This is a genomic window from Arthrobacter sp. Leaf69, from assembly GCF_001422645.1.
In the GTDB taxonomy this organism is placed as follows: domain Bacteria; phylum Actinomycetota; class Actinomycetes; order Actinomycetales; family Micrococcaceae; genus Arthrobacter.
This window is the reverse complement of sequence record NZ_LMLR01000001.1, coordinates 335,605-353,124: the sequence shown is the minus strand read 5'-3', so window position 1 is coordinate 353,124 and position 17,520 is coordinate 335,605. Positions and strand designations below refer to the sequence as shown.

Here is a 17,520-nt window from a genome sequence, read left to right as displayed (position 1 = left end):
GTCGCGGCAGTGTTGAGCGCGAACACTGCCGCGAAATGCCAGCTCGGTGAAGGGCTGGGCGCCTCAGGCGGAGCACCCGCCGTCGGCCTTGACCAGCTGGCCCGACACCCAGCGGCCTTCGGGCGAGAGCAGGAACGCCACCGTCCCGGCCACGTCCGCCGGCGTTCCCAGCCGCCCGCCCGGCTGGCGCTGCGCCAGTTCGTCCCGCAGTTGCTGGTCCATCCAGCCGGTGTCCACCGGACCGGGGTTGAGCACGTTGGCGCTGATCCCCTGCGGGCCAAGTTCCCGGGCCGCCGCGATCACGATGCGGTCCAGCGCGCCTTTGGATGCGCCATAGGGCAGGTTGAAGGCGGTGTGGTCGCTGGTCAGAGCCACTACAGCGCCGCCCTCGGCCGGGACCTGCCGCGCAAACGCTGCGATCAGCTGCCAGCTGGCGCGGGCATTGACGGCGAAATGCCGCTCGAAGCTCTCCAGAGTGGTGTCCAGGATGCTCGAGTCCACGGATTCAGCGTGGCTTAGCACCAGTCCCTGCAACGGCCCGGCCTCCGCCGCGATAACCTCCATCAGCCGGTCCACGGCCTGCGGGTCCTGGAAATCTGCCGGCAGCGCCACGACGGCGGCGCCCGTGGCCTGGAGCTCCGCGGTGAGGCGTTCGACGTCGTCCGGCTGGACGCCCCAGGGCATCCGGGCGTCATAGTCCCGCCAGTACGTCAGCACGAGGTCCCAGCCGTCGGCCGCCAGCCGGCGCGCGATGCCCGCTCCAATCCCCGCTAGCCGGCCGACGCCGGTCACAAGGGCCGTCTTCCGGTGCGGCGTTGCGGGCGGGACCGGCGGAATCTCGGGTGCGTTGGCGTCCATGCCGACCAGCCTAGCCGCGGACCGCCGGTTGCCGGCCTTGATCCTCGCCCTGGGCAATGCCCCGGTGGGCGTCGAACGCCGGCGCCGGCGACCCTCGCCGGAGCACCACGAGCCAGCAGATCAGGAGGGCGAGCGCGCAGAACACACCGGCGCTGGAGGCCATGATCCAGAGGCCGGGCGTCTGGATGTCCAGGTTCTCCGCGCCCAGCGCCGTGCCAATGGTCTTGGGTGAGAACAGGAAGACCAGGACAGAGATCCCCAGCACTCCGCCCATGAGCCAGCGCAGCCCGCGGTGGCGCAACGGGGTCTCGCGGAGGGTCCAGGCGAAGGCCGGCAGCACGGCCGCGACCCAGACCCAGTGGTGTGACCAGGACACCGGGCTGATCAGCAGCATGGTCAGTGCGGTCGCCGAGATGGCCACCACACGCGATCCCTGGGCGCTCGCCAGCCTGATGACCGCGGCCGCCACCGCCACCACCAGCAGGCTCAGCAGGAGCCACGGCACGGTGACTGCAGCCTCGGGGACGCCAAAGTGCAGCAGCGCCCCCTTGAGGGAGAGGTTGTCGACGTAGCCCGCGCCGCCGATCCTTGACGTGTCCGGGAGGATCTGCAGCCAGAACTGCAGAGACTCCGCCGGACGGAGCAACCAGCCGACCAGTACTGTGCCGGCGAAGCCCGCGCCCATGTTCAGCAGTCCGCGCCAGTCCTTGCGCATCAGGAAGTACAGCCCAAAGACAAGGGGCGTCAGCTTGATGCCTGCGGCGACGCCCACCAGGAACCCGCTTCCGGGGAACCCGCTCGTCCAGCGCCGGTTCCGGGACAGCAGGTCCGCCGCCATGAGGCCCAGAAGCAGGACGTTGATCTGCCCGAAGGCCAGGGTTTCTCGCCAGGGACCCAGGTTCAGCACGGCCAGGACCAGCACCGCGGCGCCCCACCGGTTGCGCGCCTGGTTGAAGGTGCCCCGCCAGTCCGTCCTGCCATGCCAGTACCGCACCGCGAGCAGGGCCAGCCACCCCGCCACAACCGTGCCGGCCGCGTTGAACATGGTGAGGGCCACGGGTTCCGGCAGCCGGGCCAGCAGGCTGAAGAGCAGCGCGGCAAAGGGCGGGTACGTGAACGGGAGCTGGGGACCGCCGGCCCAGTCGATGTTGCCGCGGTAAAGGTCCGACGGCGTTGCCCCGGCCTCGTTGAGGATCTTGCCGCCGTGCCAGTAGACACTGAAGTCGAGTCCCTGCTTCGCCCAGACACCGAGCCAGGTCCACACCAGGAACAGCACCGCGGCCACGGCCAAGGCGGTGGAGAGCCGCAGCAACTGCGGCACCGGAAGCCGCTGCCCCAGCCGGGAGAGCTGCGCCAGCCCGGCCACGCGAGCAAGGCCGGACGGCCGGACCGGCCCGGGAGGCGGCGCTGCGGCGGGCGGCGCGGGCCGGTTTTCGGCGTCGAGCAGTGACATGGATCCCCCAAAATCTGGCTGATTCGAGGCTCGTACGGGGCGCCGCCAGGGCGCCCGGCCTCGCTGCCCATCCTACCGAAGCCCTAGGCGGGGACGGCGGCGGCGTCCTTCCTGGCGGCGTCCTTGCGGATGCCCGCACTCACGACGGCGGCGATGGTGCACATCGCGGCGGCGCCGAACCAGGCGTAGGTGTACTGCCCGGTGGCGTCCCGGATGGCGCCGGCCCCCAGCGCGGCGGCGGCCGCGCCGAGCTGGTGGGCAGCGAAGACCCAGCCGAACACAACGCTGCCGTCCGCCCCGAACACCTGGCGGCAGATGGCGGCGGTCGGCGGCACGGTGGCCACCCAGTCCAGTCCGTAGATCACCACAAACACGATCATGCTGGGCTGGACTGTGGCGCTGAGCAGCAACGGCAGCACCAGCAGGCCGATGCCGCGGAACTGGTAGTAGACCGCGAGCAGGATCCGGGGATTGAAGCGGTCCGTCAGCCAGCCGGAGGCGATCGTCCCGACGATGTCGAAGATCCCGACGACGGCCAGCAGGCCCGCCGCGGTGGTCTGCGTCATGCCGTGGTCGTGGGCGGAGGGGATGAAGTGGGTGCCGATCAGGCCGTTGGTGGTGGCACCGCAGATCGCGAACCCGGCAACGAGTGCCCAGAAGGTCCGCACTTTGCTGGCCCGTTTGAGCACCTGCAGGGCACGGACGGCGGCGTTGCGGCCTGGTTCGCCGGCCCCGCCCGCCGCGGCGCCCGGTCCCGGCACGAACCCGGGCACCGCTTCGGCGCCGTAGGGCAGCGCGCCGACGTCGGCCGGTGAGTTCTTCAGGAATTTCAGGACCAGCGGCACCACAGCGAGGGCGCCGGCGGCGATCAACAGCGAAGCCTGCCGCCAGCCCGGGTCTTGGGCGAGGACGGCGATGAACGGCAGGAAGACCAGTTGCCCGGCTGCGCTGCCGGCGGTGAGGATGCCGATGACGAGGCCGCGGCTTTTCGCGAACCAGGTGTTGGCTATGGTCGCGGCGAAGACCAGCGCCATGGACCCGGTTCCAAGCCCGATGAGCAGACCCCAGGTGAGCAGGATCTGCCATGACTGCGTGACGAACACGGTCAGGGCGCTGCCGGCCGCAATCAGCACGAGTGCCACGGCCGTCACTGCGCGGATGCCGAAGCGCTCCATCAGGGCCGCGGCGAAGGGGGCGGTGAGGCCGAAGAGCACCAGGTTGATACTGACCGCGGCCGACAACACGGTGGTGGACCAGCCGAATTCCTCCTGCAGCGGCACCATCAGCACACCCGGAGCGGCCCGGAAACCCGCGGCCCCGACGAGAGCGAGGAAGGCCACCGCGGCGACGATCCAGGCCGGGTGGATCCTGCGCTTCGGAGCTGGCAGCAGCGTGGTTTCGGGGGCGCTCATAGGGCGGGTCCGTTCTCGGAAGGGGCGTTCACGGACTGGGCCGGAGAAGCGTAGGTAGCGGCAAGGGGCACGGGGTCCGGGGTTCTGGCGAGGCTGTGCCAGCTCGTGTTCCGGGCCGTGAGCCGTTCCCCGCACTCGGTGCAGCTGTCCGCGGACGAGGTCCGCGAGCCGCAGCCGGTGTGGACCACGAACATGTGGGCCTGTTCCGAGGGCGCCGGCAGGTGCCTTTCGGCCCAGATGACGACGGCGTTGAGCACCGGCAGGGTGTCCTCCCCCTTCGCGGTGAGCACGTACTCCTGGCGGGTGCGGCCGCCGTCGTCGTACGGGCGCCGGGTGAGCAGCCCCGCGTCGACGAGTGCGGCCAGGCGTTTGGTGAGGACGGAATCCGCCGCCCCGAGCCGGGATTTCATGGCGTCGAAGCGGCCGTTGCCGAAGAAGACCTCGCGGAGGACCAGCATGCCCCACGGATCGCCGAGGATGTCGAGGCCCCGGGCCATGCTGCAGTCCCGCCGGGACCAGTCGGATCGAAGTGCCATGCGGACAAAACTAGCTGACTATCTTCAAGATAGCTAGATGGTGCGCCCAGATGTCATTTCACGGCAGTATTCCGCGAAAAAACTGCCGTGAAATGCACACTCGCGGGCCGGCGGAGAGGGAAGGGGCAACCCCGGCGCTACGCCCCCGTGCGGAGCGCGGCGCGGGAGGGGCGGTAGGCCAGTGCCCAGAAGACCAGCATGGCGACGCCGCAGAGTACGCCGAGGCTCGCCACGATGAGCTGCCACTGGGTCTGCGGGTCCTTGCCCCACTCGGCCGCGCCTGCCATGACGGACAGGTACTTGGGCGTCAGGTAGAAGGCCAGGGCCGAGAAGGCGACGATGACCCAACCGGCGAGGCGCATCCGTCCGTTCCGGGACGGCACACGGTGGATCGCGAAGCCCATGCAGGGCAGTGCCACGGCCATCCACACCCAGTGGTGGGACCAGGACACCGGGCTGATCAGGAGCATCAGCACGGCGGTGGCTGAGACCGCCACGAAGTTCTCGTCCGCGGCCACCGCCCAGGTGATGACGAGCGCGGCCAGCGCGGCCAGCGCCAGGGACAGCACCAGCCACAGCAGGCTGGTCAGGCCGGAATCCGGCAGTCCCAGGTGCAGCAGCAGGCCCTTGACCGAGAGGTTGTCCACGTAGGCGGGCCCGCCGATCCGTCCGGTGTCCGGCAGGATCTTGGTCCAGAACGTGACCGAGGCCGTGGGCAGGATGGCCCAGGCCAGAGCGATCGAGCCGAAGAACCCGGCGGCCATCCAGCCGAGGGCCTTGAAATCGCGGCGGACCAGGAAGTACAGCCCGAACGCCAGCGGGGTGAGTTTGATCCCGGCCGCGATGCCGATCAGCAGCCCGGCGGGCCAGCGGATCTCCCCCGACCGGGCTTTCCCGTACAGCGCGAAGTCGGCCAGGATCAGTCCCATCAGGATGATGTTGATCTGGCCGAAGTCGAAGGTGTCCCGCCAGGGCCCCAGGAGCAGGATGGCGGCGGTCCCGGTCAGGGAAACGGCGCGGAACCGCCAGTCGGCGAACGCGTCCCGCCAGCCGCCGAGGCGGAAATAGTGCCGTGTAAGCCAAGCCGACACCACCCCGGCACCCAGCAGCGCCGTCGTGATGAACAGGAGACTGCCGCCGCTCTGGCCGAGGGTCGCCATGGCGGCAAACAGCAGCGCGGCGAACGGCGGGTAGGTGAACGGCAGTCCGTCGCGCGGCGCGTAGAGCTCGTTGACGCCGGCTTCCCCGGTCTGCAGCACCCGGTTGCCGCCGTAGAAGTACACCTCGAAGTCGTTCATCAGCGGGATGTAGGCCGAGTACAGGACCACCAGGGCGGCGACGACGGCGAGCGCGCCGGCCGCCGTCGCGACCCGGGCGCGCGTGGTGGAGGCCGTGGCCCTGATGGTGGTGGTCACGGGTGCTTAGCTGCCTGACTCGCCGGGCGCGGTATCAATCTGCGAGAACGCCTGCTCGAGGTCGGCGATGAGGTCCTCGACGTCCTCGATGCCGCAGGAGAGCCGGATCAGGTTGACGGGGACGGCCAGTTCGGTGCCCTTGACCGAGGCGTGCGTCATCTCCGAGGGGTAGTTCATCAGGGATTCGATGCCGCCGAGGGACTCCGCGAGGGTGAATACGGAGGTCGATTCGGCCACCTTGCGCGCCGCCGCCTCGCCGCCCTTGAACTGCACGGAGATCATGCCGCCGAACTTCTTCATCTGCTTCCTGGCGAGCTCGTGCCCTGGGTGCGAGGGCAGTCCCGGGTACAGCACGGCCTCGACCTCGGGGCGCTGCAGCAGCCACTCGGCCACGGCCTGGGCGTTGTCGCTGTGCCGGTCCATCCGGACGCCAAGGGTCTTGAGCCCGCGCGTGGTGAGGAAGGCGTCCATCGGGCCGGAGATGGCACCGACGGCGAACTGCACAAAACCGATCTTCTCGGCCAGCTCCGCGTCGTTCACGATGATCGCACCGCCCACGACGTCGGAGTGCCCGCCGATGTACTTGGTGGTGGAATGCGCCACCACGTCGGCGCCGAGGGCCAGCGGGTTCTGCAGGTAGGGCGAGGCGAAGGTGTTGTCCACCACGAGGAGGGCGCCGGCGTCGTGCGCCACTTTGGCGAGGGCCTCGATGTCGGTGATCTTCATCATCGGGTTCGACGGCGTCTCAACCCACACGAGGCGGGTCTTGCCCCCGTTCGACCCGCCGGCCGCAACAGCCTTCGCGACGGCGTCAAGATTGGACATGTCCACTGGGGTGTTGCCGATGCCCCACTCCCCCAGCACCCGGCTGATCAGCCGGTAGGTACCGCCGTAGGCGTCGTTGCCGAGGACGATGTGGTCACCGGGGCGGGTGAGCGCGCGGATCATCGAGTCCTCGGCGGCGAGGCCGGAGCTGAAGGAGAACGCGGCGGTCCCGCCTTCCAGGGCCGCGAGCTGCTCCTGCAGGGAGTCACGGGTGGGGTTGGTTCCGCGGCCGTATTCGTAGCCGGCCCGCAGCACCCCGATCGCTTCCTGCGCGTAGGTGGAGGAGAAGTGTACGGGCGGCACGACGGCGCCGGTGCGCGGCTCGAACGCCTGGCCGGCGTGCACAGCGCGGGTGTTGAAACCGGGGGTGTTCGCGGAGGAGCTTTCTGGCAAAGACATGTGCGTTCCTTTCGGCCGGCGGCCGGGCGCCCCGGGAGGGCGGTCCGGTGTCCGGGTCAGTGTGCGGTCAGTTGCTGAGGTCAGTTGCTCAGGTAGGCGAGCAGGTCGTGGCGGGTCAGGATCCCCACCGGGGCGCCGACGAACGTCACCATGAGGGTGTCCGCGTCGGAGAGGAGTTCCCGGGCCGTCGAGATCGATTCGAGCGAGCCGATCACCGGCAGCCGGGCCTCCATGTGTTCGGAGATCTTGTCCGACAGTTTGGCCTCGCCGCGGAAAAGCTTCGCGGTCAGGGTGCGTTCGTCGACGGCGCCGAGGACCTCGCCCATGACCACGGGCGGCTCCTGGGACAGCACCGGGATGTGCGAGACACCGTACTCGTTCATGATGTTGATGACGTCACGGACGCTCTCATTGGGGTGGATATGCACCAGGTCTGGCAGTTCCCCGGTCTTGGCCTTAAGGATCTCCCCCACGGACGCTTCGTCGCCGCTGGCCAGGAAGCCGTAGGAGCGCATCCACTGGTCGTTGAAGATCTTGGCCAGGTAGCCGCGGCCGGAGTCCGGCAGGATCACGACGACGACGGCATCGTCCGGCAGGTCTTTGGCGACCTGCAGGGCGGCGACGACGGCCATGCCGGAGGAGCCGCCCACCAGCAGTCCTTCTTCGCGGGCGAGCCGGCGCGTCATGTCGAAGGAGTCGGCGTCGCTGACGGCGATGACGTCATCCGGGACCGATTTGTCGTAGTTGGCGGGCCACATGTCCTCGCCGACGCCCTCAACGAAGTACGGCCGGCCGGTGCCGCCCGAGTAGACCGAACCTGCCGGGTCGGCGCCGATAATCTTGACCATGCCCCCGTCGGACTCCGCGCGCCCGGCGGAGACTTCCTTGAGGTACCGGCCCGTGCCGGTGATGGTGCCGCCGGTTCCGGCACCGATCACGCAGTGCGTGACTCGGCCGTCCGTGTCGCGCCAGATTTCAGGCCCGGTGGACTCGTAGTGACTAGCCGGGGCCGCCGGGTTGGAGAACTGGTCGGGTTTGTAGGCGCCCGGAATCTCGGTGACGAGGCGGTCCGAGACGCCGTAGTAGCTCTGCGGGCTGTCGGGGGCGACGGCGGTGGGCGTCACCACTACCTCGGCGCCGTAGGCCTGGAGCACGGCGCGCTTGTCCTCGCCCACCTTGTCCGGCACCACGAAGATGCAGCGGTAGCCCTTCTGCTGGGCCACGAGCGCCAGGCCGACGCCGGTGTTTCCGGACGTGGGTTCCACGATGGTGCCGCCGGGCAGGAGTTTGCCGGTGCGTTCGGCTTCCTCGATCATCTTCACCGCGATGCGGTCCTTGATGGAACCGCCGGGGTTCAGGTATTCCAGCTTCACCAGGACCGTGGCCCCGATGCCGTCGGTTACGTGGTGCAGCTTGACGAGCGGCGTATTGCCGATGAGGTCCAGAACGGACTGGGCGTACTTCATAGGTACAAAGTTACCGTCTCCACCCGCCAGGGGCGGATTCAGGCACGTCGGGGCGGCCTCCCGGCCGCGCCGGGTGCGAAGATTGTGCGGTGAACCGTGGATCCGGCCGATGAGGCTGAAAAGTTATCTGCTCCCCGCCGGCATGCTGGCTGCGGGGTGCGCGGCTCTATTCACCGGGTTCCTGCCCTGGCCGGCGTTCCAGGAACTGGCCGCCCGCACCGTACCCGTACTGGCGTTCGTTGTGGCCATGTCCCTCGTGACGGAAATGGTGGACGACGCCGGGCTGTTCCGGGTGGTGACGGAGCGTCTCGCCGCGCTGGGCCGGGGCCGGGTGTTCCTGCTGTGGTTGCTGGTGGTGGGCTTGGCCACCGTCTCCACCGTTTTCCTGTCGCTGGATACGACGGCGGTGCTGGTGACTCCCGTCGTCGTGCTGCTGGCGGTCCACGCCCGGATCCCGCCGCTGCCCTTCGCGCTGACCACGATCTGGCTCGCCAACACCGCGTCCTTGCTGCTGCCGGTCTCGAACCTGACCAATCTGCTGGCCCAGGACCGGCTCAATCTCAGCCCGGCAGCCTTCGCCGGGCTCGTCTGGGCGCCGGCGCTGGTGGGGATCCTGGTCCCGATCGGGCTCCTGTGGCTGGCGTTCCGGAAGGACCTGTCCGGCCGCTACGGGCCGCAGCACGTCCACAAGGCGCGTGACAAGGTGTTGCTGTATTCGGCGTCCGGGGTGATGGCCCTGCTGTTGCCCGCGCTCGTCTCAGGTGTGCCCGTGCAGTTCCCGGCGATCGCTGCGGCGGCGGTTTTGCTGGGCCTGTTCCTCTGGCGCCGCCGCTCGGCCTTGGGGTGGTCCATGGTTCCCTGGCGGCCGCTCATGCTCACGTCGGGGCTGTTTATGGTGGTGGAGGCCCTGCACGCGAACGGCTTGACACAGTTCCTGTCCGGAATCGCCGGTTCCGGTGAGGACCTGCCGGCCCTGCTGCAGCTCGCGGGCCTGGGCGCCGGTGCCGCGAACGCGGTCAACAACCTGCCGGCCTACCTCGCCCTGGAACCGGTAGGCGACTCGCCGGTGCGGCTCGCGGCCCTCCTGATCGGCGTGAACCTTGGCCCGCTGGTGACCCCGTGGGCATCGCTGGCCACGCTGCTCTGGCACGAACGGCTCCGCACCCTCAACGTCGAGATCCGGTGGGGAGGGTTCGCGGCCGCCGGGATCGCCGCCGTCGTGCTCACCGTCCCGCTGGCCGTTGTGGCGCTCTGGCTCGCCTCGGGCATGCCCTGACGCTGCCGGAGTTTCCTCAGGGGCCTCGGGTTCCTCAGGCGCCGATGTCGTTCACCCCATTTTCCCCTGCGGTGGCTCCGCCGCCTTCGGGCGCGGCGTTCTGCCAGAGACCGATGATGTTGCCTTCGGTGTCCCGGAAGTAGGCGGCCCAGCCCATGGTGCCGACTTCCTGCCGTGGCTGGACGGTGCTGCCGCCCAGGGACTTGATCTTCTCCAGCGACGCGTCGATGTCCTCAACGTCCACAGTGACCAACGGGGAGGTGAGGTGTCCTTCGCGGCGGAACATGCCGCCGTTGATGGAACCCGGCACCGAGGGCGTGCCCGTCTCATCCGACGGCGTTGTCATGAGCATTGCGTAACTCATCTCCGGCACGGGGCTGATCGTCCAGCCGAACGCCGAACTGTAGAACTCCCGCGCGCGTGTCTCGTCGTCCGCGGGGATCTCGAAATGTACTACTCCACCAGCCATCACACTCTCCTAAAAACAGGGATCCGGGCCTCCAGGCAGGCGTGGTGGCTCCACGCCACAGCCGAAGTCTAGTCCCGCCCAAACCGGGAGTTAAGGGCCACCGGTCGCACGCTTCGGACAGGCCGGAACAGCCGCTGTCAGGCGTTCGTGGAATCATGGTCAGATGACCATTGCAGACGTCCCCGCCGGCGTTGCCGCCGCGGCTGACGCCTCGCTGCGGTGGCACCCGGGCGGTCCTTTCGATTTGTCCCGGACCGTCGGCACGCTCCTGCGGGGGCACGGCGACCCGTCCATCCGCACCGCACCGGACGGCCTCTGGATGGCGTTCACAACGCCGTCAGGTCCCGCCACGCTCCGGCTGGCTGTGGCTTATCCGCGGGGCTGCCCCGCCGCCGATACCGCCGTCGATGTCCAGGCCTGGGGGCCCGGCGCCGCCGATGCCGCCGGTTCCGCGCCGCGGATGCTGGGCAGCGACGACGACTGGTCCGCCTTTGATGAGCCCGCGTTCCACGCCACGCTGCCCCGGATGGTCGTTGAGGCCCGACGCCGAAACCTCGCCGTGCGGCTGCCAGCCACCGGCCGCCTCATCGACTCCCTCGTGCCCACGATCCTGGAGCAGAAGGTTACCGTGATCGAGGCCCGGCGCGGCTACCGCTATCTGATGTACCGCTTCGGAACACCGGCGCCCGGCGCCGGGACGGTTGCCCCGGCGAATCTGTTGGTGCAGCCCACGCCCGAGCAGTGGCTGCGCATCCCCTCGTGGGAATGGCACAAGGCCGGCGTGGGTCCGCAGCGGTCGGCGACCGTCATGCGCGCCCTGCGCTCCGCCGTCGCGCTGGAACGGCTCGCCGCGCTGACGGCGGCGGAGGCCTCCGCGAAGCTGCAGACCATTCCCGGCATCGGCGTCTGGACCGCGGCGGAGGTGGTGCAGCGCACGCACGGCTGCCCGGACTCCATCGCGGTGGGCGACTACCACCTCGCGGCGTACGTCGGGGCGGCCCTGACCGGCCGCAGGACGGACGACGCCGGCATGCTCCGGCTGCTGGCCCCGTGGGCCGGGCACCGGCAGCGTGTGGTCCGGATGATCGGCCTCAGCGGCTTCCGCAAGCCGACCTTCGGTCCGCGGATGACCATCCAGGACCACCGCGGCCACTAGCACCGTCCCCCGCGCTGGGCTTAGAGCCCCAGCCGGGCCACCGCTTCCTGCCGCATGTCCACCTTGCGGATTTTCCCGGAGACGGTCATGGGGAAGCTTTCGCGTACGTCTACGTAACGCGGGATCTTGTAGTGTGCCAGCTTCCCGCGGCAGAACTCGGCCAGGCTGCCGGCTTCCAACGGCGCGGCACCGGGTTTGAGGATGATGCACGCCATCAATTCCTCCCCGTACTTGGCGTCCGGCACCCCGATCACCTGAACATCCTGGATATCCGGATGCGTGTAGAGGAACTCTTCGATTTCGCGGGGATAGACGTTCTCGCCACCGCGGATCACCATGTCCTTGATCCGGCCTTCGATCACGATGTACCCGTCCTCGTCCATCCGGGCCAGGTCCCCGGTATGCATCCAGCCGTCGGCGTCAATGGCCTCGGCGGTCTTGACCGGCTGGTCCCAGTAGCCCTTCATCACGGAGTATCCGCGGGTGCACAGCTCCCCGATCTCACCGCGCTCCATCACCTCGCCGGTCACCGGGTCCACCACCTGGCTTTCCAGCCGCGGCATCGTCCGGCCGACGCTCTCGGTGCGTTGGGCCATGGTGTCCACGCTGCGGGTCATAGTGGACACAGGTGAGGTCTCCGTCATGCCGTAGCAGATGGCGACGTCCCGCATGTTCATCTCCGAGATGACGCGGTTCATCACTTCGATGGGACACAGCGAGCCCGCCATCACCCCCGTGCGCAGGGTGGAGAGGTCGTAGGACGCGAAGTCCGGCAGGGCGAGTTCGGCGATGAACATCGTGGGCACGCCGTACAGTGACGTCCCGCCGAAGTCCTGGACGGCTTCCAGCGCAGCGGCGGGCGTGAATCCCCGGCCCGGAATGATGGTGGCGCTGCCGTGGCTCAGGGCGGCCAGATTGCCGATCACCATGCCGAAGCAGTGGTAGAACGGCACCGGCAGCACCACCCGGTCGTGCTCCGTGTATTCCAGCAGCTCACCGATCGAGTACCCGTTGTTCAGGATGTTGTAGTGCGAGAGGGTGGCGCCCTTGGGGAAGCCCGTGGTGCCGGAGGTGTACTGCAGGTTGATCGCGTCGTGGGGGTCTAGTTCGGCCATGCGCGCCTTCAATGCGGAATGGGCGACGTCGTCGGCCCGCTTGAGCAGCTCCGCCCACGTCCGCTCCTCCTCCCGTGCCGGGACGCCGGCGGTGAGGCCGGGCTGGCCGGCGTCGGGCAGGAACACAAGTTCGCGCAGCTCGGGGCATTCGGCCAGCGCCTGCCGGGCCATATCGGTGTAGTCGCTGTTGCGGTCCGACGGCGCCGCGACCAGCATCCGCATGCCGTTCTGCTTGACCACGAACTCCAGCTCATGGCTGCGGTACGCGGGGTTCACGTTGACCAGGATCGCCCCGACCTTGGCAGTCGCGTACTGCAGGATGGTCCATTCAGCGCAGTTCGGGCTCCAGATACCGATCCGTTCGCCGCGGGCCACGCCCAGGGCCAGCAGCGCGCGCGCCACCCGGTCGACGTCGTCGTTCAGTTTGGTGTAGCTCCAGCGGCGGGCTTCTTCCCCCGGCACCGCGGCGGCCTCGATCAGGGCGTCCTGATAGGGGAACCTGGCCACGATCCGTTCGAAATTCTCGCCGATGGTTTCCTTGAGCAGCGGGACGTCAGTGTCCCCGGCTGTGTATGAAAGCATGGTGTGACGCTACCAACACTCGGCCGCCAAAAGAAGACCAAAGCTTGGATGTCCTACGAAATCTTCGGGACAAAAAGCCGCCGCCCGGTATTGTGAAAACCATGAGCGCACCCATTGACCTTCAGGCCATCTTCATCCCCAACGACGGCGAGTTCTTCCGCGTGAAGCTCGCGCTGGAGATCGCGATCGACGAGGTGGTCAACGAACCCGGCTGCATCCGGTACGAACTCACCGAGGCCAGCGAGGACAAGCTGGTGCTGACCGAACGGTGGGCCTCGCAGGAGGATCTGGACAAGCACTCGAAGGGCACGGCGGTCCAGGACCTCAACGAGTCCCTCAGCGCCCTGCTGGCCGAGCCGGTCCAGCTCGTCACACTCTAGGCACGGCACGTACCCGGTCCCGGCCCCGGAAGCAACAACGCGGGGGCACTCCCCGCCCATCAATCTCAGGATCATGGGCGCGGAGTGACCCCGCGTTGCTGTAGGTCGGGCTGCTCTGCTGTTCGGGCGGGAGCGGCCGTTAGGGCTGGGGGCGCTCAGGCCTCCGGAATCTGGCTGCCGTCCTGCTTGCTGGCCGCAGCGGCCGCCTCGGCCTGGGACCGGGCCACGTGCGCGTGGACTTCCTCCATGTCGAGGGCCTTGACGGCGTCAACCACCTGCTCCAGCTGCTGGGCGTTCAGGGCGCCCGGCTGCGAGAAGACGAGGACCTTTTCGCGGAACGCCATCAACGTCGGGATGGACGTGATGCCGGCCTCGGCGGCGAGCTGCTGCTCGGCCTCGGTGTCCACCTTCGAGAAGACAACGTCCTGGTGCTTCTCGGAAACTGCGGCGTATGTGGGTCCGAACTGCTTGCACGGGCCGCACCATTCGGCCCAGAAATCAACGAGGACAATGTCGTTGTCCTCGACGGTCGATGCGAACTGTTCACCTGTAATGTCAACGGTAGCCATGGGTCAACGGTACGCGAGCAGCCCGGCCTTGTCCCCTGCATTTCGCTGTTGGCACATCCATATGACGGCCCATCAAAACCCCGGGCGTGCCCCGCCATCTGGGCCGGGGCCCTTGGACCCTAGCCCGCACAACGCCCACGGCCTACCATCGGCGCCATGCCTCCAGCCCCGGGAAACACCGCCAGCCAGGCCATCACGGTTGGCTCCATGACCAAGAAGTTCGGCCACCGCGAAGTGCTCCACGGCATCAGCTTCGGCATCGAGAAGGGCTCCGTCTTTGGCGTGATCGGGCCCAACGGTGCAGGGAAGACGACCGTCATGAGGTGCCTGCTGGACATCATCCGGCCCACGTCCGGCACGTCGACGGTACTCGGCGAGAACCCCCGGGCCGCAGGCCCGTCGCTCCGCCGCCGGATCGGCTATCTGCCCGGCGAACTGTTCCTGGAGGGACGGATCACCGGGCGCAAACTGCTGTCCCATTATGCGGACATCAGCGGACCCGTCAGGCCGGGCCGGGTCGATTCCCTGGCGGAACGGCTGGGCCTGGACCTGGACCGCCACACCCGCAAGCTCTCCAAGGGAAACAAACAGAAGCTGGGACTCGTCCAGGCGTTTATGCATGATCCCGAGCTGCTGGTGCTGGATGAACCGACCAGCGGGCTGGACCCACTCGTCCAGCAGGAATTCCTCGCCATGGTCCGCGAGGCCCAGGCCAACGGCCAGACAGTCTTTCTTAGTTCGCACGTGCTCAGCGAAGTCCAGCAGGCCGCCGACGAGGTCGCGATTCTCCGTGACGGCCGGATCGTCACCGTCGCCACGGTGGACAGCCTGCGGCAAGGTGCGGTGCGGCACGTGCGGTTCACCGCCTCCGGGATTTCGACGGCCGACGCCGGCGCGCTGCTGGCACGGGTGCCCGGGATCGGGCACCTTGAGGTGCTGCCGGCGGGCGACGGCGTCGAGCTGTCCGCCACGCTGGGCGGCGCGATCCAGCCGTTACTCCGGGTCCTCGCCGGCCTCGAACTGACCGAGCTGGTGCTGGAGGAACCGGACCTCGAGGAGTCGGTCCTTGAGCTCTACGGAACCATCCGCGGCAATGGCCCCGGCACAGCCGACGTTAACGGGAACGGACGCCGCCGCCGGCGGAGAGGACACGGCGCATGAAGCGGCCGTTGCCCCTCTTCAGGAGGGCCTTCGTGGACTCCTGGCACTCTACGCTCGGGTGGGCGGCAGGGCTGGCCGCAACGATCTTCATCTACCTGCCGCTCTACCCCTCGATCGGCGGAAGCCCCGAGATGCAGGGTGTGATGGACGCCTTTCCGCCGGAGATGATCAAGGCCCTCAACTACGACCAGATCACCTCAGGACCCGGGTACACCCAGGCCACGATGTTCGGGCTGATCGGTTTCCTGCTGATGACCATCGCGTCGGTGGCGTGGGGAGCGGCGGCCGTCGGCGGGGACGAGGAATCGGGCCAGCTTGAACTCACGCTGGCGCACGGCGTGACCCGCACGCAGGTGGTTCTGGAGCGGGCGCTGGCCATCCTGTTGCGGGTGCTGCTGCTGGTCACCCTGGTGTTTGTCCTGATCCTCCTGCTGACCGATTCCGCGCAGCTGAACATCAGACCGGAAAACCTCCTCGGCACCTCCGTGCTTTTTGCCGGGCTGACCATGCTCTCGGGCAGCACGGCGCTCTTCCTCGGCGCGGTGACGGGACGGAAGACGTACGGTGTGGCCGCCGGCGCCGGCGTCGGCGTCCTGGGTTACGTGTTCAACGCCGTCGGCAGGCAAAGCAAGGAGGTCGACTGGCTCCTGAATCTTTCGCCCTACAGCTGGGCCTACGAAAACAACCCTGTAGCCAACGGGGCTGACTGGGCGGCCGCCGGCTGGCTGTGGGGTATTTCGGCCGCCCTCGTGGCACTCAGCGCCGTGGCCCTCAGCAGGCGGGACGTCGGGACCTAAGGCGCGGCCGGGCTTAGGTGCTGGCCGTCTCAGGCCCAGACGTGCGGCGCCGGGCGCCGCGCCCCGGGCAGGGCGTTGGTTTCCCGCCATTCGTGGATCCATTCGGGCAGTTCGAGGTCCGCCGGAGGCGCCCCGAACTCACGGATGATCTCCTCCTGGCTGACCGGCTTGCCCTTGCTGACCAGGCGGGTAGCGATGAATGCGCGGGCGTAGATTTCCCCGTCCACCACCATGCGCTGCTCGAAATAGATGGCCTTCTCGTCGAGGCCGATGATCTTCGTTTCGATCGTGTACCGCTGCCACAACTGCAGCGAACGTCGAAAGGCGATGGTTTCCCCGGCCGCCACCGGGCTCCATCCCCGGCGGCGCATGGCCCTCCAGGTTCCGCTGCGGGCCATCAGATCGAACCGGCCCAGATCCATCAGGGAGAAATACATGCCGTTGTTGACATGCATCGCAATGTCGATGTCAGTCGGCAGGACCTTCAGCGGAAGTGACGACGTGTCCCAGATGCTCAGCGGCGAACGGCGCGAGGACGTGAAGAGCAGGAGAAGCGTGCGGAGAAGCAGATGCATGGGCAATATGTTACCCGTGGGTAACAACGCTGCCAAGGATGGAAACTGCGGTTTTGTGTCCGGTTCCGTGGACGAGCCAGCAGTTGCCGGTCCCGCGACGCGGCCTCGTGGGCGCTATTCAGTATTACGCTGTCCGGATGACCACAGACCTGACCTTCAGGGCCGCCGAACTGGACGACGCCGCCGGCATTGCGCGCGTGCACATCCAGGCCTGGCGTGAGAGCTATGCCCACCTGCTGCCGGCGGCCTCCCTTGCCGGGTTGGAGCAGGGTCCGCGGGAGGACAGGTGGCGCAAGATCATTGCCGCTGCCGCCTCAGACGTCTGGGTGGCCTGCCGCGGGACGGACATCGTCGGCTGGGCGAGCGCCGGCGCCGGGCGTGACGACGACTCGCCCCGGCCCAGGGAGCTGAACGGGATCTATGTGCTCGCCAGTGAGTACGGCTCGGGGGCGGGGCAATTGCTGCTGGACGCAGCCGTGGGCAGCGGCGGCGCGTATCTCTGGATCGCCGCAGAGAATCCTCGTGCCTTCGCGTTCTACCGGCGCAACGGTTTTGTCCCTGACGGCGCCACATCGGCGCATGAACTGGTAGGGACGGCGGTCCCGATCCTGCGGATGGTGCGCTGAGCAGTCCGCGGGGCCTCGCGGGCGCAGCTCAGTCTGTGGCGATCAGTTCGGCTTCAAAGCCGTCCGAATTCACCAGGTAGGCGGCGAAGTGGTCCGGGCCGCCGGCGTGCGGATACTTCTCCGGGAAAAGTTCGCGCCAGCCACGCCCGACGGCGGCTGCCGCCAGTGCGTCCACCTGCTGCCTGGTCCCCGCGTTGAATGCCAGGTGGTTGAGCCCGGGCGCGGTGCGGTCGTGCGTCCGGCTGCTCAGGGCCGGGGATTCCTCGACGACGATGTAGGTGGTCCCCCGCCGCCAGCTGCACCCGTCCGGCCAGCCCTGGTAGGGCTGATAGCCCAAGCAGGCCAGCAGCCAGCCCCATTCGTCCTTGGCACGGCCAAGATGCGGCACCCATAGCTCGACGTGGTGCAGGGCCCCGAGGGTTTCATCAGTCACCAGGAGAGTCTCGCACG

Annotated in this window: 18 protein-coding genes; 6 read left to right on the top strand and 12 right to left on the bottom strand. The window is 68.4% G+C overall.

Annotation, left to right across the window (positions count from 1 at the left end; all coding sequences use genetic code 11):
- Positions 1–63: 63 nt before the first annotated feature.
- From ASE96_RS01620 to ASE96_RS01590, 7 genes are all read right to left on the bottom strand, one after another.
- Positions 64–858 carry an SDR family oxidoreductase gene (locus tag ASE96_RS01620; RefSeq protein WP_056425066.1) on the bottom strand — a complete coding sequence of 265 codons (795 nt, stop codon included), beginning with the start codon at positions 856–858 and terminating at the stop codon, positions 64–66.
- 10 nt (positions 859–868) lie between these two features.
- Positions 869–2,311 carry a glycosyltransferase 87 family protein gene (locus ASE96_RS01615; protein WP_082492521.1) on the bottom strand — a complete coding sequence of 481 codons (1,443 nt, stop codon included), beginning with the start codon at positions 2,309–2,311 and terminating at the stop codon, positions 869–871.
- Positions 2,312–2,394: 83 nt separating this feature from the next.
- Entirely contained in the window at positions 2,395–3,723 is a 1,329-nt protein-coding gene (locus ASE96_RS01610; protein WP_056425062.1) for an MFS transporter, read from the bottom strand.
- Positions 3,720–4,259: a winged helix-turn-helix transcriptional regulator gene (locus ASE96_RS01605; RefSeq protein WP_056425060.1), complete on the bottom strand. Its 540-nt coding sequence runs from the start codon at positions 4,257–4,259 to the stop codon at positions 3,720–3,722. The genes ASE96_RS01610 and ASE96_RS01605 overlap by 4 nt, the downstream gene beginning before the upstream one ends.
- Positions 4,260–4,396: 137 nt before the next feature.
- Positions 4,397–5,674 carry a glycosyltransferase 87 family protein gene (locus ASE96_RS01600; protein ID WP_056425057.1) on the bottom strand — a complete coding sequence of 426 codons (1,278 nt, stop codon included), beginning with the start codon at positions 5,672–5,674 and terminating at the stop codon, positions 4,397–4,399.
- Positions 5,675–5,680: 6 nt separating this feature from the next.
- On the bottom strand, positions 5,681–6,898 hold the full coding sequence (locus ASE96_RS01595; protein ID WP_056425053.1) for a cystathionine gamma-synthase: 1,218 nt from the start codon (positions 6,896–6,898) through the stop codon (positions 5,681–5,683).
- A gap of 80 nt (positions 6,899–6,978) precedes the next feature.
- Positions 6,979–8,364: a cystathionine beta-synthase gene (locus ASE96_RS01590; protein ID WP_056425050.1), complete on the bottom strand. Its 1,386-nt coding sequence runs from the start codon at positions 8,362–8,364 to the stop codon at positions 6,979–6,981.
- Positions 8,365–8,473: 109 nt separating this feature from the next.
- Here ASE96_RS01590 and ASE96_RS01585 point away from each other — a divergent pair, with 109 nt between their 5' ends.
- Positions 8,474–9,640, top strand: coding sequence for an SLC13 family permease (locus tag ASE96_RS01585; protein WP_082492520.1), 1,167 nt, complete (start codon positions 8,474–8,476; stop codon positions 9,638–9,640).
- Between the two features lie 34 nt (positions 9,641–9,674).
- Here ASE96_RS01585 and ASE96_RS01580 read toward each other — a convergent pair whose 3' ends face one another.
- Complete coding sequence (locus ASE96_RS01580) at positions 9,675–10,109, bottom strand: VOC family protein (protein WP_056425048.1); 435 nt, start codon at positions 10,107–10,109, stop codon at positions 9,675–9,677.
- Between the two features lie 163 nt (positions 10,110–10,272).
- Between ASE96_RS01580 and ASE96_RS01575 the strand changes: the two genes are divergently transcribed.
- The gene (locus ASE96_RS01575) at positions 10,273–11,265 is read left to right on the top strand and encodes a DNA-3-methyladenine glycosylase family protein (protein ID WP_056425045.1); all 993 of its coding nucleotides are present in this window, start codon (positions 10,273–10,275) and stop codon (positions 11,263–11,265) included.
- A 20-nt stretch (positions 11,266–11,285) separates the two neighbouring features.
- Here ASE96_RS01575 and ASE96_RS01570 read toward each other — a convergent pair whose 3' ends face one another.
- On the bottom strand, positions 11,286–12,962 hold the full coding sequence (locus ASE96_RS01570; protein ID WP_056425042.1) for an AMP-binding protein: 1,677 nt from the start codon (positions 12,960–12,962) through the stop codon (positions 11,286–11,288).
- Between the two features lie 101 nt (positions 12,963–13,063).
- Between ASE96_RS01570 and ASE96_RS01565 the strand changes: the two genes are divergently transcribed.
- Positions 13,064–13,342 (top strand): putative quinol monooxygenase, encoded by a 279-nt coding sequence (locus ASE96_RS01565; RefSeq protein ID WP_056425040.1) that lies wholly within the window; start codon positions 13,064–13,066, stop codon positions 13,340–13,342.
- A gap of 155 nt (positions 13,343–13,497) precedes the next feature.
- Here ASE96_RS01565 and trxA read toward each other — a convergent pair whose 3' ends face one another.
- The gene (gene trxA / locus ASE96_RS01560) at positions 13,498–13,911 is read right to left on the bottom strand and encodes a thioredoxin (RefSeq protein ID WP_056425038.1); all 414 of its coding nucleotides are present in this window, start codon (positions 13,909–13,911) and stop codon (positions 13,498–13,500) included.
- A gap of 156 nt (positions 13,912–14,067) precedes the next feature.
- Here trxA and ASE96_RS01555 point away from each other — a divergent pair, with 156 nt between their 5' ends.
- Complete coding sequence (locus tag ASE96_RS01555; protein WP_056425035.1) at positions 14,068–15,072, top strand: ABC transporter ATP-binding protein; 1,005 nt, start codon at positions 14,068–14,070, stop codon at positions 15,070–15,072.
- The gene (locus ASE96_RS01550; protein WP_056425032.1) at positions 15,069–15,869 is read left to right on the top strand and encodes an ABC transporter permease subunit; all 801 of its coding nucleotides are present in this window, start codon (positions 15,069–15,071) and stop codon (positions 15,867–15,869) included. The genes ASE96_RS01555 and ASE96_RS01550 overlap by 4 nt, the downstream gene beginning before the upstream one ends.
- 29 nt (positions 15,870–15,898) lie before the next feature.
- Here the strand turns inward: ASE96_RS01550 and ASE96_RS01545 are convergent, their stop codons facing one another.
- Positions 15,899–16,444 (bottom strand): acyl-CoA thioesterase, encoded by a 546-nt coding sequence (locus ASE96_RS01545; RefSeq protein ID WP_056425029.1) that lies wholly within the window; start codon positions 16,442–16,444, stop codon positions 15,899–15,901.
- A 137-nt stretch (positions 16,445–16,581) separates the two neighbouring features.
- On the opposite strand from ASE96_RS01545, the gene ASE96_RS01540 reads away from it, so the two are divergent.
- A complete protein-coding gene (locus ASE96_RS01540; protein ID WP_056426552.1) occupies positions 16,582–17,070 on the top strand; it encodes a GNAT family N-acetyltransferase in 489 nt (162 codons plus the stop codon).
- 28 nt (positions 17,071–17,098) lie between these two features.
- On the opposite strand, the gene ASE96_RS01535 is transcribed toward ASE96_RS01540, so the two are convergent.
- Entirely contained in the window at positions 17,099–17,503 is a 405-nt protein-coding gene (locus ASE96_RS01535; protein ID WP_056425026.1) for a VOC family protein, read from the bottom strand.
- Between the last annotated feature and the right edge of the window lie 17 nt (positions 17,504–17,520).